Origin of the sequence: Desulfosarcina alkanivorans (genome assembly GCF_009688945.1) — a bacterium.
In the GTDB taxonomy this organism is placed as follows: Bacteria; Desulfobacterota; Desulfobacteria; order Desulfobacterales; family Desulfosarcinaceae; genus Desulfosarcina; species Desulfosarcina alkanivorans.
Map to the genome: position 1 here is coordinate 3,714,843 of NZ_AP021874.1, position 22,879 is coordinate 3,737,721.

14 protein-coding genes are annotated in these 22,879 nt (G+C 61.1%); 9 read left to right on the forward strand and 5 right to left on the reverse strand.

Annotation, left to right across the window (positions count from 1 at the left end; translation table 11 throughout):
• On the reverse strand, positions 1–1,458 hold the full coding sequence (locus DSCA_RS16340; RefSeq protein WP_155317436.1) for a 30S ribosomal protein S1: 1,458 nt from the start codon (positions 1,456–1,458) through the stop codon (positions 1–3).
• A gap of 275 nt (positions 1,459–1,733) precedes the next feature.
• On the opposite strand from DSCA_RS16340, the gene DSCA_RS16345 reads away from it, so the two are divergent.
• The gene (locus DSCA_RS16345) at positions 1,734–2,183 is read left to right on the forward strand and encodes an Hsp20/alpha crystallin family protein (protein WP_155317437.1); all 450 of its coding nucleotides are present in this window, start codon (positions 1,734–1,736) and stop codon (positions 2,181–2,183) included.
• A 34-nt stretch (positions 2,184–2,217) separates the two neighbouring features.
• On the opposite strand, the gene DSCA_RS16350 is transcribed toward DSCA_RS16345, so the two are convergent.
• Complete coding sequence (locus tag DSCA_RS16350; RefSeq protein WP_155317438.1) at positions 2,218–2,571, reverse strand: hemerythrin domain-containing protein; 354 nt, start codon at positions 2,569–2,571, stop codon at positions 2,218–2,220.
• A 308-nt stretch (positions 2,572–2,879) separates the two neighbouring features.
• Here DSCA_RS16350 and DSCA_RS16355 point away from each other — a divergent pair, with 308 nt between their 5' ends.
• The 3 genes from DSCA_RS16355 (at position 2,880) to DSCA_RS16365 (ending at position 4,754) form a co-directional block, all read left to right on the forward strand.
• Positions 2,880–3,029 (forward strand): hypothetical protein, encoded by a 150-nt coding sequence (locus tag DSCA_RS16355; protein WP_155317439.1) that lies wholly within the window; start codon positions 2,880–2,882, stop codon positions 3,027–3,029.
• A gap of 332 nt (positions 3,030–3,361) precedes the next feature.
• Positions 3,362–4,327: a class I SAM-dependent methyltransferase gene (locus DSCA_RS16360; RefSeq protein ID WP_155317440.1), complete on the forward strand. Its 966-nt coding sequence runs from the start codon at positions 3,362–3,364 to the stop codon at positions 4,325–4,327.
• A gap of 106 nt (positions 4,328–4,433) precedes the next feature.
• Entirely contained in the window at positions 4,434–4,754 is a 321-nt protein-coding gene (locus tag DSCA_RS16365; protein WP_155317441.1) for a cupin domain-containing protein, read from the forward strand.
• 55 nt (positions 4,755–4,809) lie between these two features.
• Here DSCA_RS16365 and DSCA_RS16370 read toward each other — a convergent pair whose 3' ends face one another.
• The 3 genes from DSCA_RS16370 to DSCA_RS16380 all read right to left on the reverse strand — a co-directional run bounded on the left by DSCA_RS16370 (position 4,810) and on the right by DSCA_RS16380 (position 8,553).
• Entirely contained in the window at positions 4,810–5,748 is a 939-nt protein-coding gene (locus tag DSCA_RS16370) for a hypothetical protein (RefSeq protein WP_155317442.1), read from the reverse strand.
• A gap of 248 nt (positions 5,749–5,996) precedes the next feature.
• Positions 5,997–6,239, reverse strand: a complete 243-nt coding sequence (locus tag DSCA_RS16375; RefSeq protein ID WP_155317443.1) for a hypothetical protein — start codon at positions 6,237–6,239, stop codon at positions 5,997–5,999.
• A 721-nt stretch (positions 6,240–6,960) separates the two neighbouring features.
• A complete protein-coding gene (locus tag DSCA_RS16380; RefSeq protein ID WP_167527812.1) occupies positions 6,961–8,553 on the reverse strand; it encodes a response regulator in 1,593 nt (530 codons plus the stop codon).
• 102 nt (positions 8,554–8,655) lie between these two features.
• Between DSCA_RS16380 and DSCA_RS16385 the strand changes: the two genes are divergently transcribed.
• From DSCA_RS16385 to DSCA_RS16405, 5 genes are all read left to right on the forward strand, one after another.
• Complete coding sequence (locus tag DSCA_RS16385; RefSeq protein WP_155317445.1) at positions 8,656–8,898, forward strand: hypothetical protein; 243 nt, start codon at positions 8,656–8,658, stop codon at positions 8,896–8,898.
• Positions 8,899–8,945: 47 nt separating this feature from the next.
• The gene (locus DSCA_RS16390; protein WP_155317446.1) at positions 8,946–16,937 is read left to right on the forward strand and encodes a cadherin-like domain-containing protein; all 7,992 of its coding nucleotides are present in this window, start codon (positions 8,946–8,948) and stop codon (positions 16,935–16,937) included.
• Between the two features lie 5 nt (positions 16,938–16,942).
• Positions 16,943–19,894 carry a response regulator gene (locus DSCA_RS16395; RefSeq protein ID WP_155317447.1) on the forward strand — a complete coding sequence of 984 codons (2,952 nt, stop codon included), beginning with the start codon at positions 16,943–16,945 and terminating at the stop codon, positions 19,892–19,894.
• A 71-nt stretch (positions 19,895–19,965) separates the two neighbouring features.
• Positions 19,966–21,699: a GGDEF/EAL domain-containing response regulator gene (locus DSCA_RS16400; protein ID WP_167527813.1), complete on the forward strand. Its 1,734-nt coding sequence runs from the start codon at positions 19,966–19,968 to the stop codon at positions 21,697–21,699.
• Positions 21,700–21,983: 284 nt separating this feature from the next.
• Positions 21,984–22,844, forward strand: coding sequence for an efflux RND transporter periplasmic adaptor subunit (locus tag DSCA_RS16405; RefSeq protein ID WP_167527814.1), 861 nt, complete (start codon positions 21,984–21,986; stop codon positions 22,842–22,844).
• Positions 22,845–22,879 lie beyond the last annotated feature (35 nt).

The window sequence follows — 22,879 nt, forward strand, 5'->3', positions numbered from 1 at the left end:
TCAGTCTCCCTTCTTTTGCCGGGCCAGGGCTTTCTGCAGCTGGTCCCCCAGCGATCCCATTGAGTTGGTCGTCCCGCCGGCATATTCCTGCCACCCCTGGTCATCGGCACCATCGCCGGTCCCCAGTGATATTTTCCGTTCCCTGGCGTGGATGCCATCGATGGTCACGGTGATGGCGGCCCCGGGCTTGAGGGTGTCGAAGGCCGCCGCTTTTTCCGATGCGGCGATTTTTGATTTGGGAAGCAGCCCGGTGATACCCGGCGACAGGTTCACGAAGATGCCGAAGGCCTCCTTTTTCTCCACCCGCCCCTGCACCTTGCTGCCGGGCTTGAATTTTTCTTCGACGTCCGCCCAGGGATCGCCTTCGGCATCTTTGATGCTCAGGGAAATTCGCTTGCGGTCAAGGTCAAATTCCTTGACCATCACCATGATCTCGTCACCGGGCGCGACCACCTCTTCCGGCCGCATTACCCGCCGCGTGTAGCTCATCTCGCTGATGTGCACCAGCCCCTCGATACCGGGGAACAGCTCGACGAAAGCGCCGAAATTGGCGCAACGGGTCACCTTGCCCATCAATTTGTCGCCCACGCTGACCCGGTTCGGGGCCTCGAGCCAGGGATCCCCCATGGCCTGCTTGACGGAAAGGGAGATCTTCTGGGTGCCCGGCTTGTCGCCCTCCTTGATGCCCAGGACCTTCACCTGAAGTCGATCCCCCACCTTGACGGCCTGCTCGGGCGTGTCCAGCCGGGACCAGCTCAGTTCACTGATATGCACCAGTCCCTCCACACCGGGTGCCAGAGACACGAAGGCGCCGAAGGGCAGAATGCGCACCACGGTGCCTTCGAAGACCGCCGCCTCCTCCAACTGCGCCATGAATGCCTTGCGGCTGGCTTCCATCTCCTTCTGGAGGATGTCACGCCGCGAGACCACAATGTTGCGCCCCCTCTCTTCGAAACGTTTGATCATAAAGGAAAACGTCTGCCCGACATACAACTCCGGATCTTCCACGTAGGTCACATCCATCTGGCTGATGGGGCAAAAGGCCCGCTGCTTGGACACGTCCACCTGAAACCCGCCCTTGATGGCGGCCGCCACCTTGCCCTCCACCGGAACGCGTTGTTCCCATGCCTCCTTGAGCATGTTCAGGCCACCGATTCCGGACATGGCCCTGGACAGGCGGATTTCACTTTCATCGGCGGCGACCACGTACAGGTCCAGTTCATCGCCTTCGACAAACGGCAACTGGCCGTCCTCATCCAGCAGCTCGGACGTTTCCACCACCCCGTCCACTTTGGTACCCGTGTCCACAAACACGTTGCCCGTGCCGATGGAAATGATGCGTCCGCGGATCTGGTCGCCCACCCGGATATTATCATTCATGCCTGCGCTGTAGGATTCAAACAGCTCGGCAAAACTCTCTCCGTCCTCCGGGGACTCGTTTTCAAAATCGTCGTTCATGGTTGTTCTCCCAGTCGTTTAAAAGGTGCGGCAACTTCACCAGAAAATGATGGCTTTTGCAAGCCTATTGTCGGTTGCCGGACCATTTCCCGGATCACCGGCGAAGGCCTGAAAAAGCAACTTCCGGGGTTGACATCTGACCGGGAAAGGATAAGCTTTCCCCATCGGTGCCAATGCCTGTCAGTGCACTCGCCTCGGCCGTTTCACAAGCCCGGCACCCGATACAGACAGACACCCGTGAAACGGGCTGTGCCCATCATTAAAAAGGAGATGTCATGGCCATCATCAAATGGGATCCGCTGGGAAACATTGCCACGCTGCAGGACCGCATCAACAAGCTTTTTGACGATTCGTTCCCCTGCCAGACGGATGAGGACGGCGAAACGCCGCTGTGTGAGTGGACACCCGGCGTGGACATCTTTGAAACCGATCCGGGGGTCGTCATTGCCGTCGATCTTCCCGGGGTAAACAAGGAAGATGTGGTGGTGGAAATCCGGGATGACGTGTTGAGCATCAGTGGGGTGCGCTGCGCCGATCCGGAATATCAGGCGACCAACTATTATCGCCGGGAGCGCATCTGCGGAAATTTCCACCGGACCTTCACCCTGCACGCGATGGTCCCGCCGGAACAGATCAAGGCCAAATTCAAAAACGGCGTGCTGGTGGTGGAAATCCCCAGACCCGAGGAGGATCATCCCCGGCAGGTTTCCGTGGACATCGAATAGACGCCTTTCCCATAGTGCCTTCGGTGAAAATGCGTCAGGCCGGGTTGAGCTGTTTGTCAAAGTTGGAGATATGATAAAAAAGAATGTCCCGGAGCATACTCAAAAATACGTTTTTTTCCAGATCGTGGTTAACCACCTGCCTGTCGATGAGGGCAAGCCTTGATTTAAGCAACTGGTGCTCGGCCAGGTGCTCCCGGGTCATGGCCAGACCCTCCTCCCTGCAGATTTTTTCCTCGCTGTCCAGATGATTGACAAAAGCCGAAACCAGAATTCGGGCCGTGGGGATCCAGTTCCCGGATTTTGAGCGGCAAAGATCGATCATGCTGTCGATGTTGGCATGTTCGCTGTCGATGCGCAGACTGCCGGTCGAAAAGTAAGAATAATACATCGGCGCGCCTGTAAAAAGAACGTGATAGGGTGGAGGATTAAAATTAGCAAACGGAACGGTCATCCGTCAATCCGTCTTTTGACGAATTGACCGGCAGGCAGGTTATGCGCGGCAACGTCGAGGGTCAGGACGGTCGCGTCCGAACCGGGACCGTGCAGGGATGTTTCTCCTGCGCGCCCCTTCGCAGAAGACCGTTTTGTCCCGTATATTTAAAATCCGCCAGGCGTGATTACATTGTTGGAAGATAATTTGCCCGGATTCATTCAGATGGGCCGATTTTTTACAACGTTTATCCAAAGGAGTCTGCCATGGAAAGAAGAGATATCGTACCCAACGAACGGGAATGTATCAGCCAGTGCATCATGAAGTTCTGGTCCGGTTCGGACCGGCCGGTTGAAAACAGGGATGAACGCTACGAACGATGCCTGACCCACTGCAATGTCTGCGGTTCGGCCTGACCGGGCCGCGTCGATAACGGTTGACCGGTCCCCGGAGAAAATGAACGGCCGGTCCGGTTTCACGATGGAAAACCTGTAAAAAAAGCCCCATAGGCGACTGTTGTCGTCCGTGGGGCTTTGGCTTATTGACGGGCCGGCCGAGTCATCGATCCCCCGGCGGCCACCAGTTTTCCAGCTGACGATGAAACGCTTCTGCAGAAAAAACGAATCGGGACCGCCGCCGGTTGCGCCGGATTGCAATTTGACTTTTCCGGCAGATCGGCCATACCTTTGGCTCAGCCGATTAACCCCCTGAAAAACAGCCAGGCGAACACAAGGACGTCGTTATATTCATGAATGAACACGGCACCCCCGAACACATCCAGCGCCAGGCCGAGATGCTGGCCAACCGGGTAAAAAAACGTTTCAAACACCTGCACCGGCGCTTCAAGCGGCAACAGATCGAGGTGTTTCGCCTCTACGACTGGGATATCCCCGAGATTCGTGCCGTGGTGGACTGGTACGGCGGCCACCTGGTGATCGGGGAGTACATGCGCCGCCAGTCGGTGCCCGAATGGCTGCCCATGATGGGCCGGGCCGCGGCCCGGTCCCTGGACGTCTCTGAAGACAAGGTCCACCTGAAGCACCGCTGGGCAGGCAGTCAGGATGGCAACCGCTACCGGCGGATCGACCACTCCGACAGGAAAATCGTCGTCTCCGAACGCGATCTGAAGTTCCTGGTCAATCCCACCGACTATGTGGATACGGGCCTGTTTTCCGACCACCGGGACACCCGGCAGATGGTCCGGGAGATGGCCGCCGGCAAGGATTTTCTCAACCTGTACTGCTACACGGCATCTTTTTCCTGTTACGCCGCCAGAGGCGGGGCCCGCGCCACCGTTTCCGTGGACCGGTCGAAAAGCGTGATCCAGTGGGCCCGTGAGAACATGGCCCTCAACGGCATCGACCCGGAGGTCAACCGGCTGGTCCAGGCCCACACCTTCGATTTTCTGAAAAAAGCCCGGCAGGAAAGGCAGCGCTTCGACCTGGCGGTCGTCGACCCGCCGTCCTATTCCACCACCAAAACCCGCAACGTGGCCTTCGACATCGCCAGGGACCATCCCCGGCTCCTGGAAGGGGTGGTCGAACTGCTTCGACCGGGGGCCACCCTCTTTTTTTCCACCAACCACCAGAACTTCGACCCCCGCATGCAGGGTCTCAGGATTTCCGGTGTGCAGGAAATCACTGCCCGCACGATCCCCGAGGACTACGTAAACAAGCGCAAGACCATTCACCGCTGCTGGCGCATCACCGTATAGCCGGGCTGATATCGGAAAAAAACGCCATCCTGGCTTTAAAACCGGCCCCGGCGGCCCCATATTCCATATGGTTTGACAATAACGCACGACAACCAGGAGAAAACCCATGATAAAACACGCAACGGCAACCCATCTGGCCGATCTGGTCGGCTACCAGAAAGATGCGGTGGTCAGCAAAACCATTATTGAAAAGAAGACAGGCACCGTAACCCTGTTCGCCTTTGACCAGGGGCAGGGCTTAAGCGAGCACACCGCCCCCTTCGATGCCATGGTTCAGGTACTGGACGGGGAGGTGGAGATTCGCATCTCCGGCAATCCGCACACGGTCAAGGAAGGCCAGACGATCATCATGCCGGCGGGCGAACCCCACGCCTTGAAGGCCGTGACCCCATTCAGGATGCTGCTGACCATGATCCGGTCCGGTTGATCGCATTCGAGACAGCCGGCTGCCATCCAGGCAGCGCAGGTGCAGCGCACATGGACTAAAAACGGCCCTTGAGGGTCAAGCCGATAAACGGCGCCGGGTCGTAGTCGGTGTCGCCCAGTTCATGGGCGTTTTCATCTTCGATGGTAATGCTGCCGCCCACCAGCGCCCCGCCGTTGAGGTCCAGGCGACACCGGCTGCCCAGCGACCGGCCCACCCGTATAAACGGCGCCCAGAATGCCACCTCGCCGATGCCGTCGGCCACCACGCTGCTGTCGTCCAACCGGAAGCGGTAGGATCGGTAGGCGCCGCCCACCCCCATTTCCAGGGCATCGTTCGGGGTGTAGACCAGCTCCAGTCCGGCCGGCCCCACCGGCCCGGCCCGGAAGGGGTTGGTCAGCCGCAGCCGGTCGTTGATCTTCCAGTCGACGACCAGGTAGGGAAACACTTCCGACTGATCCAGCCGTTCGAAGATGCCGCCCCCCAGGCCCAGCATCAGATCCGGGCCGAAGGTGTAGGCGGCCGACAGCACCACGCCGTAGGAAAGGGATTCTCCGGCGTCGGCCCCGGATGCACCGGCAAAATCCATTGAGGGGATGACCCCGAAGCGCCAGGGGGTATCGGTCCGGTAGAAAATGGGGACACTGATGCCGGGCCTGAAAATTTCGTTCCACAGATCGACGCCGGCCAACCCGTCGATGTCGGAAAAGGTCCAGCGTTCGTAATCGACGCCCAGTCCGAGGCCCACCGTCCAGTGCCGATCGATCAACCGGGCAATGTCGAAGCGCAGAAAATGGCGCTGGACGTCGAACCTGCCGCCGCTGTCCAGATCGGTTTCAAACTGGTAGATGGGGGTGTAGGAGAACCGGTAACCGATATTGGGCCGATCCCCCTGCCCGGGTCCGGCGGAGGATGCACCGGCATGGCCGGGCGACGCGACAGCAGCAACCATCAACGATAGCACCAGTAGAACCGGGTGAAGCCGGGATCGGATCATGTCAGTCTCCTTGTAAAAAAGGGTTTCGGGTGAACGGGACAGGAAACGTTCTCATTACACCGGCGCCTTGGCGGTCGTCGAGGATTATTTTTTACCTGTCCGGCGGCACGACAGGCGTTACCGGGATGGGAGCCAAGGAGACGACAGGCGTTTTCAGAAAAGCACCGGGCCGGATGGATGCTTACGGCGATCGGGACCCGGGGTTGCGCACAGCAGCACCCGTAGTCGAATGTCCCCATGGGCACAGGTTAAAACCGGAAGCGAACGCCCGCACACACGGCGTCTGATCCGCCGTCGGCGGCGATGGTGCCGAAGCCGTCGGAGCGGTGGTGCAGCCGAAACAGCAGTTCCCATCCCCTGGTGGGGGGGCCGAGGGTCAATTCCCCGAACCAGTAGATCAACCACCGGCTGCTGTCGCTGTTGGTTTCGAGTTCGATTTCAGGGACACGGGTGGCATGGGAGGGGCCCCGGGGGATATCGCGCGTTGCCATTTTTCTCTGGTCAGCCGGCCCCCATAGACGGCCAGGGCAAGATCCTGGGCGATCACGACGCCGGGGAGGAGCCCCACCATCAGGCAGGCGATCAGCACGACCGATATGTGTTTTCTTCCCATAAGCCATCCCAGGACGCTGCGTTCCTCTTTTTTTCAAGGTACTGCCCGTTTCGCGGTAACGTCGTTTTCGGACCACATCGGCGTGCGCCGCACCGTCCCAGGGTACGCCGGCCACCCGCATTCCCAAACCGTCGCGGGTTGAACCGGGCTGCAAATGGCTGTCATCCAGGGGGGGTGAATGCGTATCGCCCGATACCGGATTCAAAACGGTCCGGATCGAATCGACACGGCCTGGCTGATATCCGAGCGCTCGCCGGTCCGCTCCACAAGGTGGATCCGATTGCCTTCATGTACGACGGAAGCGTCTGCGCGGAGGGCCAGAAAGGCCAGGACCAGAAAAGCAGCCACCGGGCATCGGTTTTCATCATATCCACCAAAGCAGCATGAAATCAAATTTTTCTTGCAGCGCTGGTCTGCACGAGGACGAAATCCTTACCAAAACGTATGGGAATCGGGGAGCCGTGGAAGAAAACGTCCTGCAATGGGGGGCCCGCTGGCCCCGTGGCTGCGGGGGGATGAAGGTCCGGGAAACCGAAGGGTCGGGGCGGCTGTTTTCCCGGATACCGGGACCGACGGCGCGCCGCGGCAGGGGCGGCCAGTCACCCGGGGACGGCCAGCGGCGTAGGGCCGCCGGCGTCCAGAACATTGCGAATGGTGTTCAGCAGTTGTTCCCTCGTGTAGGGTTTACGAAGGTATCCGCTGGTACTCGATTCAAGGGTTTGCATGGTTCGTTCATCCAGGGTGCAGCCGGAGATAATGACGACGCTGAGGCCCGGATGGGATTTCAGCAGTGCCTGCAGGCATTTTTTGCCCCCCATCCCGGGCATGATCAGATCGAGCATGACGATATGGATCGGGTCCCGGCTCCGTCCGACCACCTCGAGGGCCCTCTCCCCCGCGGAAACCGTCAGGACCCGATAGCCGGCGTTTTCAAGCAGCAGTTGGCTGCAATGCCGGATGGCTTCATCGTCATCCACCACAAGGATGGTCTCACTGCCCCCCCGGCAGCCCACTTTCGCCCGGGTCGGTGTCCGCTCCCGGGGGGATTCGACCGCCGGCAGATAAATCCGGAAGCAGGTTCCCCTGCCGGGCGAACTGCTGCACGTGATCTGGCCATCGTGGTTGTTGACGATCCCATAGACCATGGCCAGGCCGAGCCCCGTTCCCTTTCCCGGCGCCTTGGTCGTAAAAAAAGGCGCAAAAATCTGATCCACGGTATCCCTGTCCATGCCATGCCCGGTGTCTGAAACGCTGATCAGCACACCGTCCTGCGGGAGACTGGCGGGCGGGGGACTGTCGCCGGCTGCGGGAAGGGCCACGCTTTTCGTCTCGATGACCAGACTGCCGCCGTCCGGCATGGCGTCACTTGCATTGATCGCCAGATTCATCAGCACCTGCTCCATCTGAACCGGGTCGGCATCGACCATCTTCAGGTTGGCGTCGAGGCGCAGGTCCATGTGAACCATCTTGGGAATGGTGCGCTGCAACAGCTGGTGCACCTGGCGCACCCGGTGGTTGAGGTTGATGGGCCGTTTTTCACTTTCGATTTTCCGGCTGTAGGTGAGCAGCTGCCGGGTAAGGGCGCCCCCCCTTTCAACGGTCTCTATTATCTGGTCGAGCCCATGCAGGTCGGTGTTGCCGTTATTAAGGTTCAACCGAAGTAATTCCGAAGCCCCCTGAATGGTCTGGAGCAGGTTATTGAAATCGTGGGCAACCCCACCGGCCAGCGTAGCCACCACCTCCAGTTTCTGGGCCTGCTGCAATTCTTCTTCGAGCCGTTTTTGGGCATCCATCATCCGCACGGCACGCATCATGTATCGAATCCGCTGAACCAGGATCACCCAGTTGATCGGCTTGGTAATGAAATCCGTGGCGCCCACCTCATAGGCACGATTGATGGAATCCAGGTCATCCAGGGCCGTCATGATCAGAATGGGCATCCCCTCGCAGCACGGCATGTGGCGCAGGGCGATGGCGGTGTCAAAACCATCCATCTCCGGCATCATCACATCCAGCAGGATGATGTCGGGCAGGTGGCGTTCAACGGCCTCCAGGGCCCGTAACCCGTTTTCGGCTTCCGACACCAGAAAACCGGCGTTTTCCAGAGACTCACAGGCCACGCCCCGCATGATGGCATCGTCATCCACGACGAGGACGTGGGGTTGTGGTTCGTTGTTCTTCGGTTCTGTCATGAAGCTCCTGTCTTTCCGGGAGGTCAGGCGTTTCACCCCACCCTCTGGTTTCATTGGCCGGTATGCAGGCACGCGCTGCAAAAGGCCGGCAGGCAGTCGTGGATGCAGATTCATCACCACGAAAAACACCGCCGCATGACCTACCTTATCGACGCGGCCCGAAAAATCTTCAGCATTATTCCCGTTTTTCTTTCAACGCATCCAAGCAAAACAGATTTTCCGGCTGCCGCCGGAGGCGGTTTATGGATCGTTTTCAGACTTGCCTGTCCGGTTCGCATGGATGGCGCAGGCGTGTGTTCCCCGCCATTTTCCCTAATGAAAGCCGGAAGTGAGCCGATAGTATAGAAAAACAACCAACCGCCTTGGCGTTAACGTTGCCAGCGAGAGAGGTCATGCGAAAAAAGGGAGAACCGATCAAAAGGGAGCCCAATCACAAGGGTATCGGAATCCACTTCGAGCCCCTCGAGCCCCGGATCCTGCTGTCCGGAAGCTGGGGGACGGGGATGGACAGCCCTGCGCCCGACATCCAGGCCGGCCCCCGGAGCGACTTCGCCCAGGACACCGTGGCAATTTATGAGCGCACCGGAAGATCCGTTGCGGTCTTCGAGCACCAGAACCAGGGTCCGCCGGGCAGCGGCTCGACTGTGGACCTGCTGGCCGGCAGCCCTGCGCTGGAAACCATCCCTGCCGACCATGCCGGCTGCAGCGCCGCCCCTGGCCGGATCGAAAATGACGAAATCCCGAGTCCTTACCCGCAACCGGATAGGGAGACGCAGCTGGAACTGGTCGTCGTCGATGCCGGCATCCGGAACCATGGACCGTTGGTGGACGATATTCTGGCGACCGCCGGTGATGACCGGGCGTTGGAGGTCCTCGTGCTGGACAGCGGCCGCGATGGCGTGGAACAGGTCAGCGACGCCCTGGCCGGCAGGCAGGGCATTGACGCCCTGCACATCCTGTCCCATGGATCCGAGGGACAGATCCAGTTGGGATCCACCGCGCTGACCGCAGGCAGCCTCGACGCCCATGCCGATGCGATCGCCGGCTGGTCCACTGCGCTGGACGGGTCGGCAGACATCCTGATCTACGGTTGCGATGTGGCCGCCACACCCGACGGCCGGGCCTTCATCGACACCCTGGCCGCCATGACGGGGGCCGATGTCGCGGCGTCGGTCGACCCCACCGGCAATCGCGCCAACGGCGGCGACTGGCATCTCGAATACCGTGTCGGCACCCTCGAAAACAGCGTCGCCGTTACCCCATGGCTGCAGCAGAACTGGGACCAGGTGCTCGGCCAGATCACCGTGACCACCACCAGTGACACCCTTGACGGCGATGCCGATACCAGTTCCCTGGCCGCCCTGGCGGCCACCCCGGGCAGTGACGGGGCGATCTCCCTGCGCGAGGCCATCGAGGCGGCCAACGCCGATACCGGCGCCGATACCATTATCCTGGGGTCCGGCACCTATGGCATTACCCGCACGGGACTGGCTGACAACACGGGTGACTTCGACATTCGCGACGATTTATCGATTGTGGGTGTATCGCCATCACAGTCCATCGTGGACGGCAACGAGTCCAACCGCGTCTTCGAGGTGCACGATGACGCGGCGATCACCGTTTCCTTCTCCAACCTCAAAATTCAAGATGGCTATACCGGGCTCGGTGGTCCGGACGGGGCCGGGCTGTTCATTAACGGGAGTGCCAACACACCGTCGGTTTCGATCGCCAATGCCTGGTTTTCCGGCAACGACACCGGCGCATTTGGCGGCGATGGCGGCGCGATCTACAACCAGGCCGACCTGACCATTGTCAACACCTTGATCGAAGGCAACACCGCCGATTTGGGCGGCGGCTTATACAACGCCGTCGGCGCGACATTGCGCATGGCCAATGTGACGGTCAGCGGCAATGATTCGACCGACGCCGAAGGCGGCGGCCTCTATAATGGAGGGGTTGCCACGCTGCGCAATGTTACCGTTGCGCTGAACACCTCTTTTACCCAGGGGGGCGGGCTGTTTCAAGCCGGTGGTATGCTGGATATGGCCAACAGTATCTTTGCGGGTAACAGCGCCGGCGGGTCGGGGAATGACATTCATGGGGTCGTTTCCAGTTCCGGATACAACATCGTTGAAGATATCGCCGATGTCACCGGCTTGATCGGAACGGACCAGAATGTCGACCCGCTTCTCGGCGGCCTCGCCGACAACGGCGGCGACCTGATGACCCACGCCCCGGCGGCCGCCGAAGCCATCGACACGGCCGATCGTTCGCTGATGGCCATCACCGACCAGCGCGGCTTCCTGCGCGGCGACGGCAGCCCGGACATCGGCGCCTTCGAGGTTGGGGCGAGCGCGGCCGGCACGGCGGACTATCTCGACCGCTTCGACACCGATGGATCGTTCGCCGGCGACGATGGGGCGCTGCCCTGGATCAATGGCTGGCAGGAGGTCAATGAAGCTGATGGAGCTAGCAATGGATTGGCACAGGTCCATGACCAATTCAGCGGTGACGGCGGCGGTAATGTGGAGCTACGCATAAAAAATGACAGCGGTGTCTGGCGCGAGGTTGATCTCGGTGGCGCCGTTTCCGCCTCGTTGAGTTTCGACTATGTCCGTGCCGATCTGGAGGTTGATGACCACCTCGTGGTCTATGTCCAGACCGCGGGTGGAACCGGTGGTGTACCTGTGGGAGACGCGCCTGGCACCTGGGATGAAATTGGACGCTATAGCGGTGTGGCCGACGATTCAACCTATCAGAGCGAATCGCTTGATGTCAGCTCCTATATCTCTACGGAAACCCGAATTCTGCTTTACGCTGAAGGAGTAGCCCAAGTAAATGATTATATTTATATTGACAATGTTAAAATCACTTTGAGCTTAACGGCGACGAATGCCGAGGAGTCCCTGGCGGTCAACACCGGCATCACCGTGGACGAGGGCAGCGCCGACAACACCGTCACCGCCGCCATGCTGCTGACCACCGATGCCGACAACACCGCCGCCGAGTTGGTCTACACCCTGACCGCCGCACCGACCCACGGCACCCTGTTCCTCTCCGGCGCGGCCCTGGCGGCCACGGACACCTTCACCCAGGATGATATCGACAACGCTCGCATCACCTACGACCACGATGACTCGGAGAACCTTTCCGACGAATTTGATTTCAGCGTCGACGACGGCGCCGGAACCGCCACTACGGGCACCTTTTCCATCAGCGTCACGGCGGTCAACGACAACGAAGAAATCCTGGCGGTCAACACGGGCATCACCGTGGACGAGGGCAGCGCCGACAACACCGTAACCGCCGCCATGCTGGCCACCACCGATGCCGACAACACCGCCGCCGAGCTGGTCTACACCCTGACCACCGCACCGACCCACGGCACCCTGTATCTTTCCGGCGTGGCCCTGGCGGACAGCGACACCTTCACCCAGGACGACATCGACAACGATCTGATCACTTACGACCACGACGATTCAGAAACCCTGTCCGACAGTTTCGCCTTCAGCGTCGACGACGGCGTCGGGGCCGCCACCACCGGCACCTTCAGCATCACCGTGACCGGTGTCAACGACGCCCCCACCCTGACCGCTTCCGCCGATGATCCGATCTTCACCGAAGGCGGCGCTGCCTCTGGACTGTTCAGCGGCACCAGCGCAAGCACGGTCGAGGTCGGACAGACACTGAGCACGCTGGTCCTGACCGTGACCGATGCGGTGGACGGCGGCAACGAGATTCTCAACATCGACGGCAATCAGATTGCGCTGGCCGACGGTACGACGGGTACGACCGCGATCAACGGGCTGCTGTTCAACGTCAGCGTTATCGGGGTCACCGCGACGGTTACCCTGAGCGGTGGCACGCTGTCGGCTGCGGAGCTCGAAACCCTCGTCGACGGGATCAGCTATCAGCACAACAGCGGCACCCCGACCATAGGGGGCCGGACGGTCACCCTGACCCGTCTGGTGGATTCGGGCGGCACGGCCAACGGCGGTGACGACACCGCAACCCTGGCCATCGCCTCGACGGTGACGGTCGAGGCCGCCGGCGGCACTGCGCCGGTGCCGGGCAACAACGCCATCAGCATCAACCAGGGCGGCGGGATCGTCCTCGACAGCACGATGCTGTCAGCGACCGATGCCGATAATGCCGACGCCGGTCTGACGTTCAATGTATCGGGGGTCAGCAACGGCTGGTTTGCCTTCCTATCGGACACCGCCACGCCGATCACCAGCTTCGACCAGTCGGCGGTCACCGCCGGCAACGTGGTATTTATCCACGACGGCGGCGAACTCGCGCCGGCCTACCAGATATCGGTGACCGACGGCAGCACCAGCACGGCCGCCGCGCCAGCCATGGTGACCTTCAGCCAGACCGGTTCAGGGGTGTTGTGGGTGAGCACGGATGGAGATGTGGGCGCTTCCAACGGGGCGCCCGGACTGGATGGCACGGGTTGGCGCAAGGGCGACATCCTGCAGCAGGCCGCCCCCAACCTGAGCCTGGGCGAGGCCGCCACCGACGGCACCTTCAGCATCGCCTTCGATTCGTCGAACTTCGCCACCGACGCCAACGTCAACGGCATGCACTTCGTGACCGGCACCGTCACGATCGGCAGCAGCAATGCGATCACCCTGCAGGCCGGCGATCTGCTTCTGACCACATCCAATTACAAAACCTTTTCCAGCAACGGCGCCTTCCCGCCGTCCGACCTCACCGTCGACAAGACGGATATCTTCTTTTTCCGTCCTGACACCCCCGGCGACTACAGCGTGGGCAACTTCTACCTGCTGCTCAGCGATCCGTTCCGGGACGGCGCCGAGATACGCGGGCTGTCCCTGGTCGAGAAGGACGTCTGGGTGGGCGACGTCCAGTTGCAGGCGGGCGACCTGCTGCTGGCGCGCTCGGGCGGGGCCGAGGACAACGACATCTGGCTGCTGGAAACCGGCACCCTCGACCCGACGGTTGGCGGAAGCTACCCGACCGCGCAGCGTCTGATCGAAGGTGACGACGCGGGCGTGGATATCGAAGACAAAATCCATGGTCTGGATATCGTCGAGACCGACATCTCGGGCGGTGGCTATAATTTCGATGCAGGCACCATCCTGGTGACGTTGGATGCCGATGACGGCGACGGCATTGGTACCACCGCACAGGCGGCCGACCAGCAGGACATCGTCGCATTGCAGGTCAACAAGACCACCCTGGGTTCGGGTGCCGGCAACGCCCAGGGGGTCGCGACCCTGGTATTTGATGGTGATGACGTCAGTGGCAACGACGTGAATTTTGATTCGGGCAGCGAGAATCTCGATGGCCTTACGCTAACGGTCACCCCGGGCACTGGCAATGCGGCCCCGACGCTGGACAGCAGCACACTGGTGGTCAACGAGGACCAGACCGTGACCCTGACGGCTGCGATGCTGTCGGCCAGCGATCTGAATGATGCGGACAGCGGCCTGGTATTCAACGTGTCGTCGGTCAGCGGCGGACGGTTCGAGATTGCCGGGGCACCGGGTGTGGCGGTGACCAGCTTTACCAAGGCCCAGATCGACGCCGGTGACGTGTTGTTCGTCGATGATGGCGACGAACTGGCGCCCGCATTCAACGTGTCGGTTTCCGATGGATTGCTCTCCGACGGACCGGTGGCGGCGACGATCAACTTCACCCCGGTCAACGACGAACAGACCCTGGCGGTCAACACCGGCATCACCGTCGCCGAGGGCAGCAGCGGCAACACGGTCACCGCGGCCATGCTGGCCGTCACCGACGCCGACCACACGGCCGATCAGCGGGTCTACACCCTCAGCGGGATTCCGGCCAGCGGCACCCTTTACCTGAACGGCGCCGCCCTATTTCTGGGCGATACCTTCACCCAGGACGACATCGACAACGACCGGGTGACCTACGACCACGACGGTTCGGAGATCACGGCCGACAGCTTCGCCTTCAGCGTCGACGACGGCGTCGGCGCCGCCAGCGCCGGCACCTTCAGCATCACGGTCACCCCGCAAAACGATGCCCCCACGGCAAGCGGCAGCTGCACGATAGCCGGCACGGATGAGGACACCATCAGTGCCGCAGTACAGGTCAGCACCATTGTTTCCGATGCATCCATAACGGTCAACGATAGGGATGGGGACATAGTAGGCATAGCCGTTTTCGATACAACCGGCCTGGGCAATTGGCAGTATTCCACGAACGGTGTCAGCGGATGGACTGATTTTGGCACCGTCAACCCAAATGCCGCCCTGCTCCTGTCGGAGACCACCTGGGTTCGGTATCTGCCCGATGGCACCAATGGCGAAATCGTCGGTTTTGATTTTCGGGCCTGGGATCAAACAACGGGCAGCTCCTCCATCAATGGCGCGCCGGAGGTTGCCGATACTGTACCTGGCGGTGGCACCACGGCCTATTCGCCAAGTGCCGCCAGGGTTGCCCTGACCGTCACGGCAGCCAATGACGAGCAGGTGGTGGCCACCAACACGGGCATGACCGTATCCGAGGGCGGCACGGGCAACACCATCACGGCCGCCATGCTGCAGGCCACGGATGTCGATAACAGCGCCGACCAGTTGGTTTACAGTGTCACTACCGTACCGATCAACGGCATCTTGTACCTGAACGGCATGGCCCTCTCGGCCTCGGACAGCTTCACCCAGGACGACATCGACAACGACCGGGTGACCTACGACCACGACGGCTCGGAGACCACGGCCGACAGCTTCGCCTTCAGCGTGGACGACGGCGTCGGCGCCGCCAGTGCCGGCACCTTCAGCATCACGGTCACCCCGCAAAACGATGCCCCGACCGCGACGGCCGACAGTTTCACGGTCGCCGAGGGGTCGACCACCCGTCTGAATCTGTCGGGCAACGACAGCGATGCCGACGACGGACTGGACCCGGCCGCCATCACCATCGTCTCCGGTCCGGACAACGGGACCATCGACAGCATCAATGCCGACGGAACGGTGGTCTACACCCACGACGGCGGTGAAACCCGTTCCGACAGCTTTACCTACACCATCGACGACGTGGCCGCGGCCACCTCCAACACGGTCACCGTCAGCATCACGATCACCCCGGTCAACGACGCGGCGACCGGCGTCCCGGCGATCATCGGCACGGCGCAGGAAGACGGCACGTTGAGCGCCGATACCAGCGCCATCGGGGACCCCGATGGCCTGGGAGCCTTCAGCTATCAGTGGCAGCGCTCCGGCGACGGCGGCAGCACCTGGCACAACGTGGGCCCGGATTCGGCCACCTACGTGCTCGGCGACAGCGATGTGGGCGCCCGGATCCGCCTGCAGGTCCGTTTCACGGATGCCCAGGGCGCCGGCGAGGGGCCGCTGACCAGCGCCGCCACCGCGGCGGTCGCCAACGTCAACGATGCCGGTGCGGTGGCCATCGACAACACCACGCCGGTCCAGGGCACGACGCTGACGGCCGCCGTGACGGATCCGGATGGAACCAGCGGCCCCATTGCCTACCAGTGGCAGCGTGACGGGGTGGACATTGCCGGCGCAACCGGCTCGTCCTACACCACGACCCCGGACGATGTGGGCACGGTGATCACGGTAACCGCGAGCTACACCGATGACGGGGCCGCCGCGGAACACCCCACCAGCGCCGGCACAACGCCGGTTGCCGGGATCTCCCCCCCCCAGGTGCCCACGGTGGATCCGCCAGCGGACAGCGGGGAGCCCGCCGGCCCCCCGCCTGTTCCCGACATGAAAGCACCCGAGCCCATCGCCGAAGAAGAGGCGCCGGCGACAGAACCGGCGGCCGAGCCGAGCGCCCCGCCGTCGGCGGCAACCCAGGCAGCGGCGATATCCAGTCGCCGGCCCACCGCCGGGCGGTCGCCGTTCCTGGTCAAGGCCGCCCATCAGGTCGGCCGGATCCTGGGTGCAGACACCTATGTCAAATCGATCGCCCGGCGCCAGGCCGGCAACCCGCCTGGTCTCCAGGCAGAAGCACCCACGGACAGGGAGCCGCACCCGGTGGACCGTCATGCCGGCCTGCATCGTCGAACGGCGGCCCGCGCGTACCTGAACATGGTCAATTCCCTGGATGAGGTAAAAAAGGAGATGGCCGGCGACGTCGCCGTCAACCAGACGATTTTGGGCTCCGCCATCGCCGTGTCCACGGGCCTGTCGGTGGGCTATGTGGTCTGGATGATCCGGGGCGGCATGCTGCTCAGTTCCCTGCTCTCATCCCTTCCCGCCTGGCAGATCCTGGATCCGTTGCCGGTCCTGGCGGTGAGAAGAGGCGACACGGACGCCGATGACGATGAATCGCTGGCATCGATGGTGGCAAGCCAACCCCGCAGTGCTCCCGGGAAGCCCGCCCCCACAGGGGAGCTGACAGAAGCGACGGAGGAAACCTAACGGCCATGAATCGATTGAATGTCAAGCACCGGGTTGTCATCGGCCTCCTGGGATTGGTGGCCAGCGTGGTCATGCTGGGTTTCTTTCTGGGAATCGTCCCGGACAGGGACAGTGCGGTCCGGCAGGGGCGCACGGCGCTGGCCGAAGCCATTGCCGTGCACACGACGTCAGCGGTGCTTGCCACGGAGTTTACCTACCTGAACGACGATTTCGACCGCCTTGTGGCCAGGAATCACGACCTGCTGTCGCTGGCCCTGCGCCGGCAGGACGGTGCGGCGCTGGTGGCGACGGCCGGGCATGCCCGTCAATGGCAGGTGATGGGCGGTGAGTATTCCCGGGACACCCAGGTGCGGGTGCCCATCTGGTCCGGAGAGAACAAGTGGGGCCAGCTGGAGCTTCGTTTCGAAGCCTTGACCCGGCCCGGCTTCATGGGGCTGGCCCACCACCCGATGCTTCGCATGGTGGTGTTCATGGTTCTGCTCTGCTATCTCGGTTTCTACTTCTATCTGGGCAAGGTGCTGCGTCAGCTGGACCCCTCCCGGGCCATTCCCGGCCGGGTGCGCTCGGCCCTGGACACATTGGCCGGCGGCCTGCTGGTGCTCGACCACAAAGAGCAGATTGTGCTGGCCAACAGATCCTTTGCCAACCTCCTCGGTAAAGCATCGGACAATCTTCTCGGCCACCGGGCCGGTGACCTGCCATGGATGGATAAAAAGGGCGACACGGTCAAGCGCCCCGACCGTCCCTGGGTCCAGGCACTGGAGAGCGGCGAAACCCAGACCAACCGTATCCTGCGCCTGCGGCGCCCGGACCGGCGCGGGTTGACCTTCAACGTCAACTGCTCTCCGGTGCTGGGTGCCAGCGGCAAGTACGCCGGTGTGCTGGTCAGTTTTGACGATATCACCCAGCTGGAAAAAAAGGAGATCGAGCTGCGCCAGTCCAAAGAGCAGGCCGAAGCCGCCAATCAGGCCAAAAGCGCTTTCCTGGCCAACATGAGCCATGAAATCCGGACGCCCATGAACGCCATCCTCGGATTCACGGAAATCCTCAAACGAGGTTACGGAAAAGACCCGGCGGACAGTTTGCGCTACCTCAATACGATTCACGCCAGCGGCACCAATCTGCTGGACCTGATCAACGACATCCTGGACCTGTCCAAGGTCGAGTCCGGTCAGCTGGAGGTGGAGGCGGCCTGGACCGAGCCCCATCGCATTATCCACGAAGTGCTCCAGATGCTGGGGCTCAAGGCCCGGGAACAGGGAATCCGGCTGACATTCAAGGCGCGTCGTGCGCTGCCCCGGCAGATCAAGACCGACCCGGCGCGTTTTCGACAGATTATCTTCAACCTGGTGGGCAATGCCATCAAGTTCACGGAGAAGGGCCAGGTCAGGGTGGCCTGCGATTTCCAAGCATCGGCGGCCCACCCTCAGCTGCAGATCGATATCAGCGACAGCGGCATCGGCATTGCCGCGGATAAGATTGATTCCATTTTTGACCCGTTCACCCAGGCCGATTCGGCGATCACCCGTCGTTTCGGTGGAACTGGGCTGGGCCTTTCCATCAGCCGCAAGTTCGCCCGGGCACTGGGCGGCGACATTCGGGTAAAGAGCCGGCCGGGTGTCGGCAGCACCTTCTCGGTGACCGTGGCCACCGGTGATGTGCAGGCGGTGCCCTTCCTGCAGCCGGACGAGTTGACGAAGGCGGATCAGGTGCAGCCGGCAGGGAAACAGACAGCCTGGCAGTTCCCCGAGGCGCGGGTGCTGGTTGTGGACGACGGGGATGAAAACCGGGAACTGATCCGATTGCTGCTGCAGGAGGCCGGGCTGAAGGTGGAGGAAGCGGAGAACGGAAAAGTGGGGGTGGAAAAAGCCACCGCGCAATCGTATGACGTTATTCTCATGGACGTCAACATGCCCGTCATGGATGGGTTCACGGCAACGCAGACGCTCCGGCGGCAGGGCCTGGAAGCGCCGATTATCGCCCTGACCGCCAACGCCATGGCCGGGTTTGAGCAGGAGTGCCTGGACGCCGGGTACTCCGGTTACTGCTCCAAGCCCATCGACCTGGACCGGCTGATGAAACGGATGGCGGATCTGTTGGGGGGCAGGCCGGTTGACGGCCGGTCCGCCGAAGCGGAAACCATCGACGCCGCACCGATAGCCACCGCCGGGACGCCTCCGTCCGCAGAGGCCGCCCCCATCGTTTCCACCCTGCCGGACAGCAACGAACGGTTCCGCGGCCTGATCGCCCGTTTTGCCGCCCGGCTCAATGAGCAGCTGCACACCGCCCGACAGGCCCTCGTCCAGGGGAACCGGGACGAGGTCTCCGCATTTGCCCATTGGCTCAAGGGGTCGGGCGGCACCGTCGGCTTCGATGATTTCACGGTGCCGGCAAGCCAGCTTGAAACCCTGGCCAAAGAAAACGGCAGTGCCGCGGAACTCCACAAACAGATCACCGCGCTGAGCGGGCTGGCTGCGCGCCTGGTCGTTCCCGGGAATTCAGCACCGACAGCACCCCCGTCTGAGGTCGTTCGGTCAGGCAAAATCATTTCGGACACCCCGATGAAGCCGATCCGACCAGCCCCCGAGGCAAGCCCCCCCCTGACGTCGCGCCTGGCGTCCAACCCCAGATTCCATGGTGTCATCTGCCAGTTTATAGAGAAATTGAAAGAAGAATTGGGCCGGGCGGAGCGGGTTCTGGAAAGCGGAGACATGCCAGCGCTCACCCTGATCGCCCAATGGCTGAAGGGAGCCGGTGGAACGATGGGTTTCGACGATTTTACGGCACCTGCCGCACAGCTCCAGGCGTGTGCCAAAGCAGCACAGGTCGAGCAGGCAGGCCAGGTGATCGCCCAGTTAAGAATCATTTCGGAAGCCATCGTGCCGCCACCGCCCTTGCCGGCAGGCAAGGCTGAAAACCGACCGATGGGTAAAAGACCTGTCGCCAGCATCAACTAAAGGATTAATCAACCATGCCCGTTGCTCTTGGATCGGATACCATAACGTGCAGGATGGCCTCATCAGAACCAATGAAAGATGGTGAGCCCCTGTTGGATGCAACCATTATGATGGTCGACGATGAACCCATCACGATGGAAATCGTCCAGATCCTCCTGGAAGAGGCCGGTTATCGACACTTTGTGATGGTCGAGAATCCAGCCAAAGCAATGCACACGCTCGAGGAAAAGCGTCCGGATCTCCTTTTGCTCGACCTCATGATGCCGGAAATCTCGGGATTCGATATATTGAGATCCGTGAGGGCACACCCGAAACTCAGGCATTTGCCCGTGTTGATCCTGACGTCATCCTCGGAGGATAACGACAAACTGACGGCACTTGACCTTGGCGCGACGGACTTTTTATCCAAACCGGTGGATCCGATCGAACTGCGCCTGCGGGTGCGCAACACCCTGGCGGCCAAATCCTACATGGATCAGCTGGCATTCTACGACCCCCTGACCAAACTGCCCAACCGGCATTTATTCATGGAGCACCTGGACTGGGCGTTGAAAGGGGCCAGACGCAACCGGGAAAATCTGGCCGTATTGAGCATCGAACTGGACCAGTTCGATAAAATCAACGACACCCTCGGACTTTTTGCAGGTGACGAACTGCTTCGAAAGCTGGCTCAGCGCATCGCCGGTGTGGCCCAGGGTGTCGATATACTGGGAGATGTGACACCCGATAAAAAAATTGCCGTGAACCTGTTCCATCTGGAGGGAGGGGTTTTTTCCCTGATTCTATATCGTCTCACCAACGCGAGAAGTGCGGCATGGGTCGCCGAAAGCATCATGGAATCCGTTAACGAACCCATATACATCCAAGACACGGAGCTCTATCTGACAGCCAGCATCGGCATTTCGACCTACCCGACGGACAGGGCCGATTGTGCCACGATGCTGCAGATGGCCTCGGGTGCCAAGGATTATGCCAAGAGCACGGGGGGAAACACCTTTCAATTTTCTTCCCGCCAGATCCACACGCGCTATCAACGCCGCCTGGGTCTGGAAGCCCGGCTGCGGCGGGCACTGGATCGCGATGAATTAATTCTCTTCTACCAGCCCCAGCTGGATGTCCAGACCAACACCATCACCGGGGTGGAAGCCCTGTTGCGATGGCAGGCCCACGATGGCGGCATCATTCCGCCGGATAAATTCATACCCCTTGCCGAAGAGACCGGGCTGATCGTCCAGATCGGCGAATGGGTGCTGCATCGCGCATGCAAGCAGTTGAAGGCGTGGCAGCAGGCGGGAAAAGCCGCTATCGGCATGTCGGTCAACATGTCACCGGTCCAGTTTCAGAGCAGGGAGATGCCTGCCATTTTCAAGCGCGTCGTCGGCAGCAGCGGCATCGATCCCTGCCAGCTGACGATCGAGGTTACCGAAGGCATGTTGCTGGAAGATCTCGACGCCAAGATTGCCCTGATGAAAGGCTTGAAGGACCTGGGCCTGAAACTGTCCATCGATGATTTCGGGACCGGGTACTCTTCGCTGAGCTACCTGAGAAAACTGCCCTTGGACGAATTGAAAATCGACCGGTCCTTCTTTATCGATTTTTTCGAAGACACCAAAAGCCGTGCCCTGGTCTCCTCCATGATATTTCTCTCCCACAACCTGAATCTGCTTACGGTTGCCGAGGGTGTGGAAACGGAGGCCCAGCTTCGCTTTCTGCAAAAAGGGGGCTGCGACCTTTACCAGGGCTACCTGTTCAGCCGGCCGCTTCCCAACGACAAGTTGATCGAACTGCTTTCCCCTGAGGATTGAACGCGGTTCGGTCAAGCCGGGTCGAACGGAGTTCGGGATTTCATCCGGTTGCCGGAAACCTCCGGCCGTGGGACGTCGTATTTGACGCGACCGGCGTCAAAATCCGGGCACTTTTCGGCCGCCCCCCGGCCAAAGAATATAAGAAATTGGTATCATTAACTATTTTTAGACTCCTGGTTGGTATATTCTTTGCTGATTACACAGGAAGCCACAACAGAGGCCCTTCGTTTCCGGAAGGGCACCAAAAGATCAGGATGTCTTTTCGCCTGAGAGGAACACGCGTCATGGTTAAACTCAAATCCGCTGTCATTCTGGTCTTGCTGATGGGGGTGGTGGCCGGCAGCACCCTGTCCGCCCATGGGGAAGAATTGCAGGGCATCACCGCACCCAGTGCCGACATCAGCCTGTCCTTTGTGCTTGCGGGCCGGGTAGCCGATGTCCTGGTTGCCGAAGGTCATCGGGTCAAAAAGGATCAGCTGCTGGCGCGCCTGGACGACGAACCCGAAAAGATCCAATCCCAGCAGTTGAAGCTGCTGTCAGCGGACCGGACCCGGATACTGGCCGCCGAGGCGGAACTGGCCCAGAAGAGGGTCGATCTGAGAAAGCTTGAACTGGCCCGGTCCAAAGGCGCCGCCAGCGACTGGGAGGTGGAACACCTGCGACTGAACGTCCAGATCGCCCGGCTGGCGCTGCAGACGGCAATTCTGGAGCAGGAGCAATATCAGCGCCGCTATGCGCATTCACGGAGCCAGCTTCGACGAATGCGCCTGGTCGCGCCCATGGAAGGGATTGTTGAAAATGTCAGCGTCGAAGCCGGCGAATCTATCGGAGCCTTAGGACCGGTGATCCGCCTGGTCAAAAACGATCCGCTCTGGATCGACGTTCCGGTGCCATCAGCTCAGGCCAATGATCTTACAGTGGGCCAACCGGTATGGACGTCCGTTGCCGGAGGCACCGGGATGGCGGCACCCAACGGCCGGATCATCAACATTTCGGCCGTTGCAGATGCCGCCAGCGACACCCTGCGCGTGCGCGTCGAGGTTGACAATCCGATGAGAAGGCCTGCCGGTGAGCGCGTTACCATCGAATTCTCATCGCCAACAGACGCAGATACCGCTGCCCGACTGAAAACGGAGACGGAGTAGCGGCTCCTATGTTCAACCGATCCGTTTTATCTACC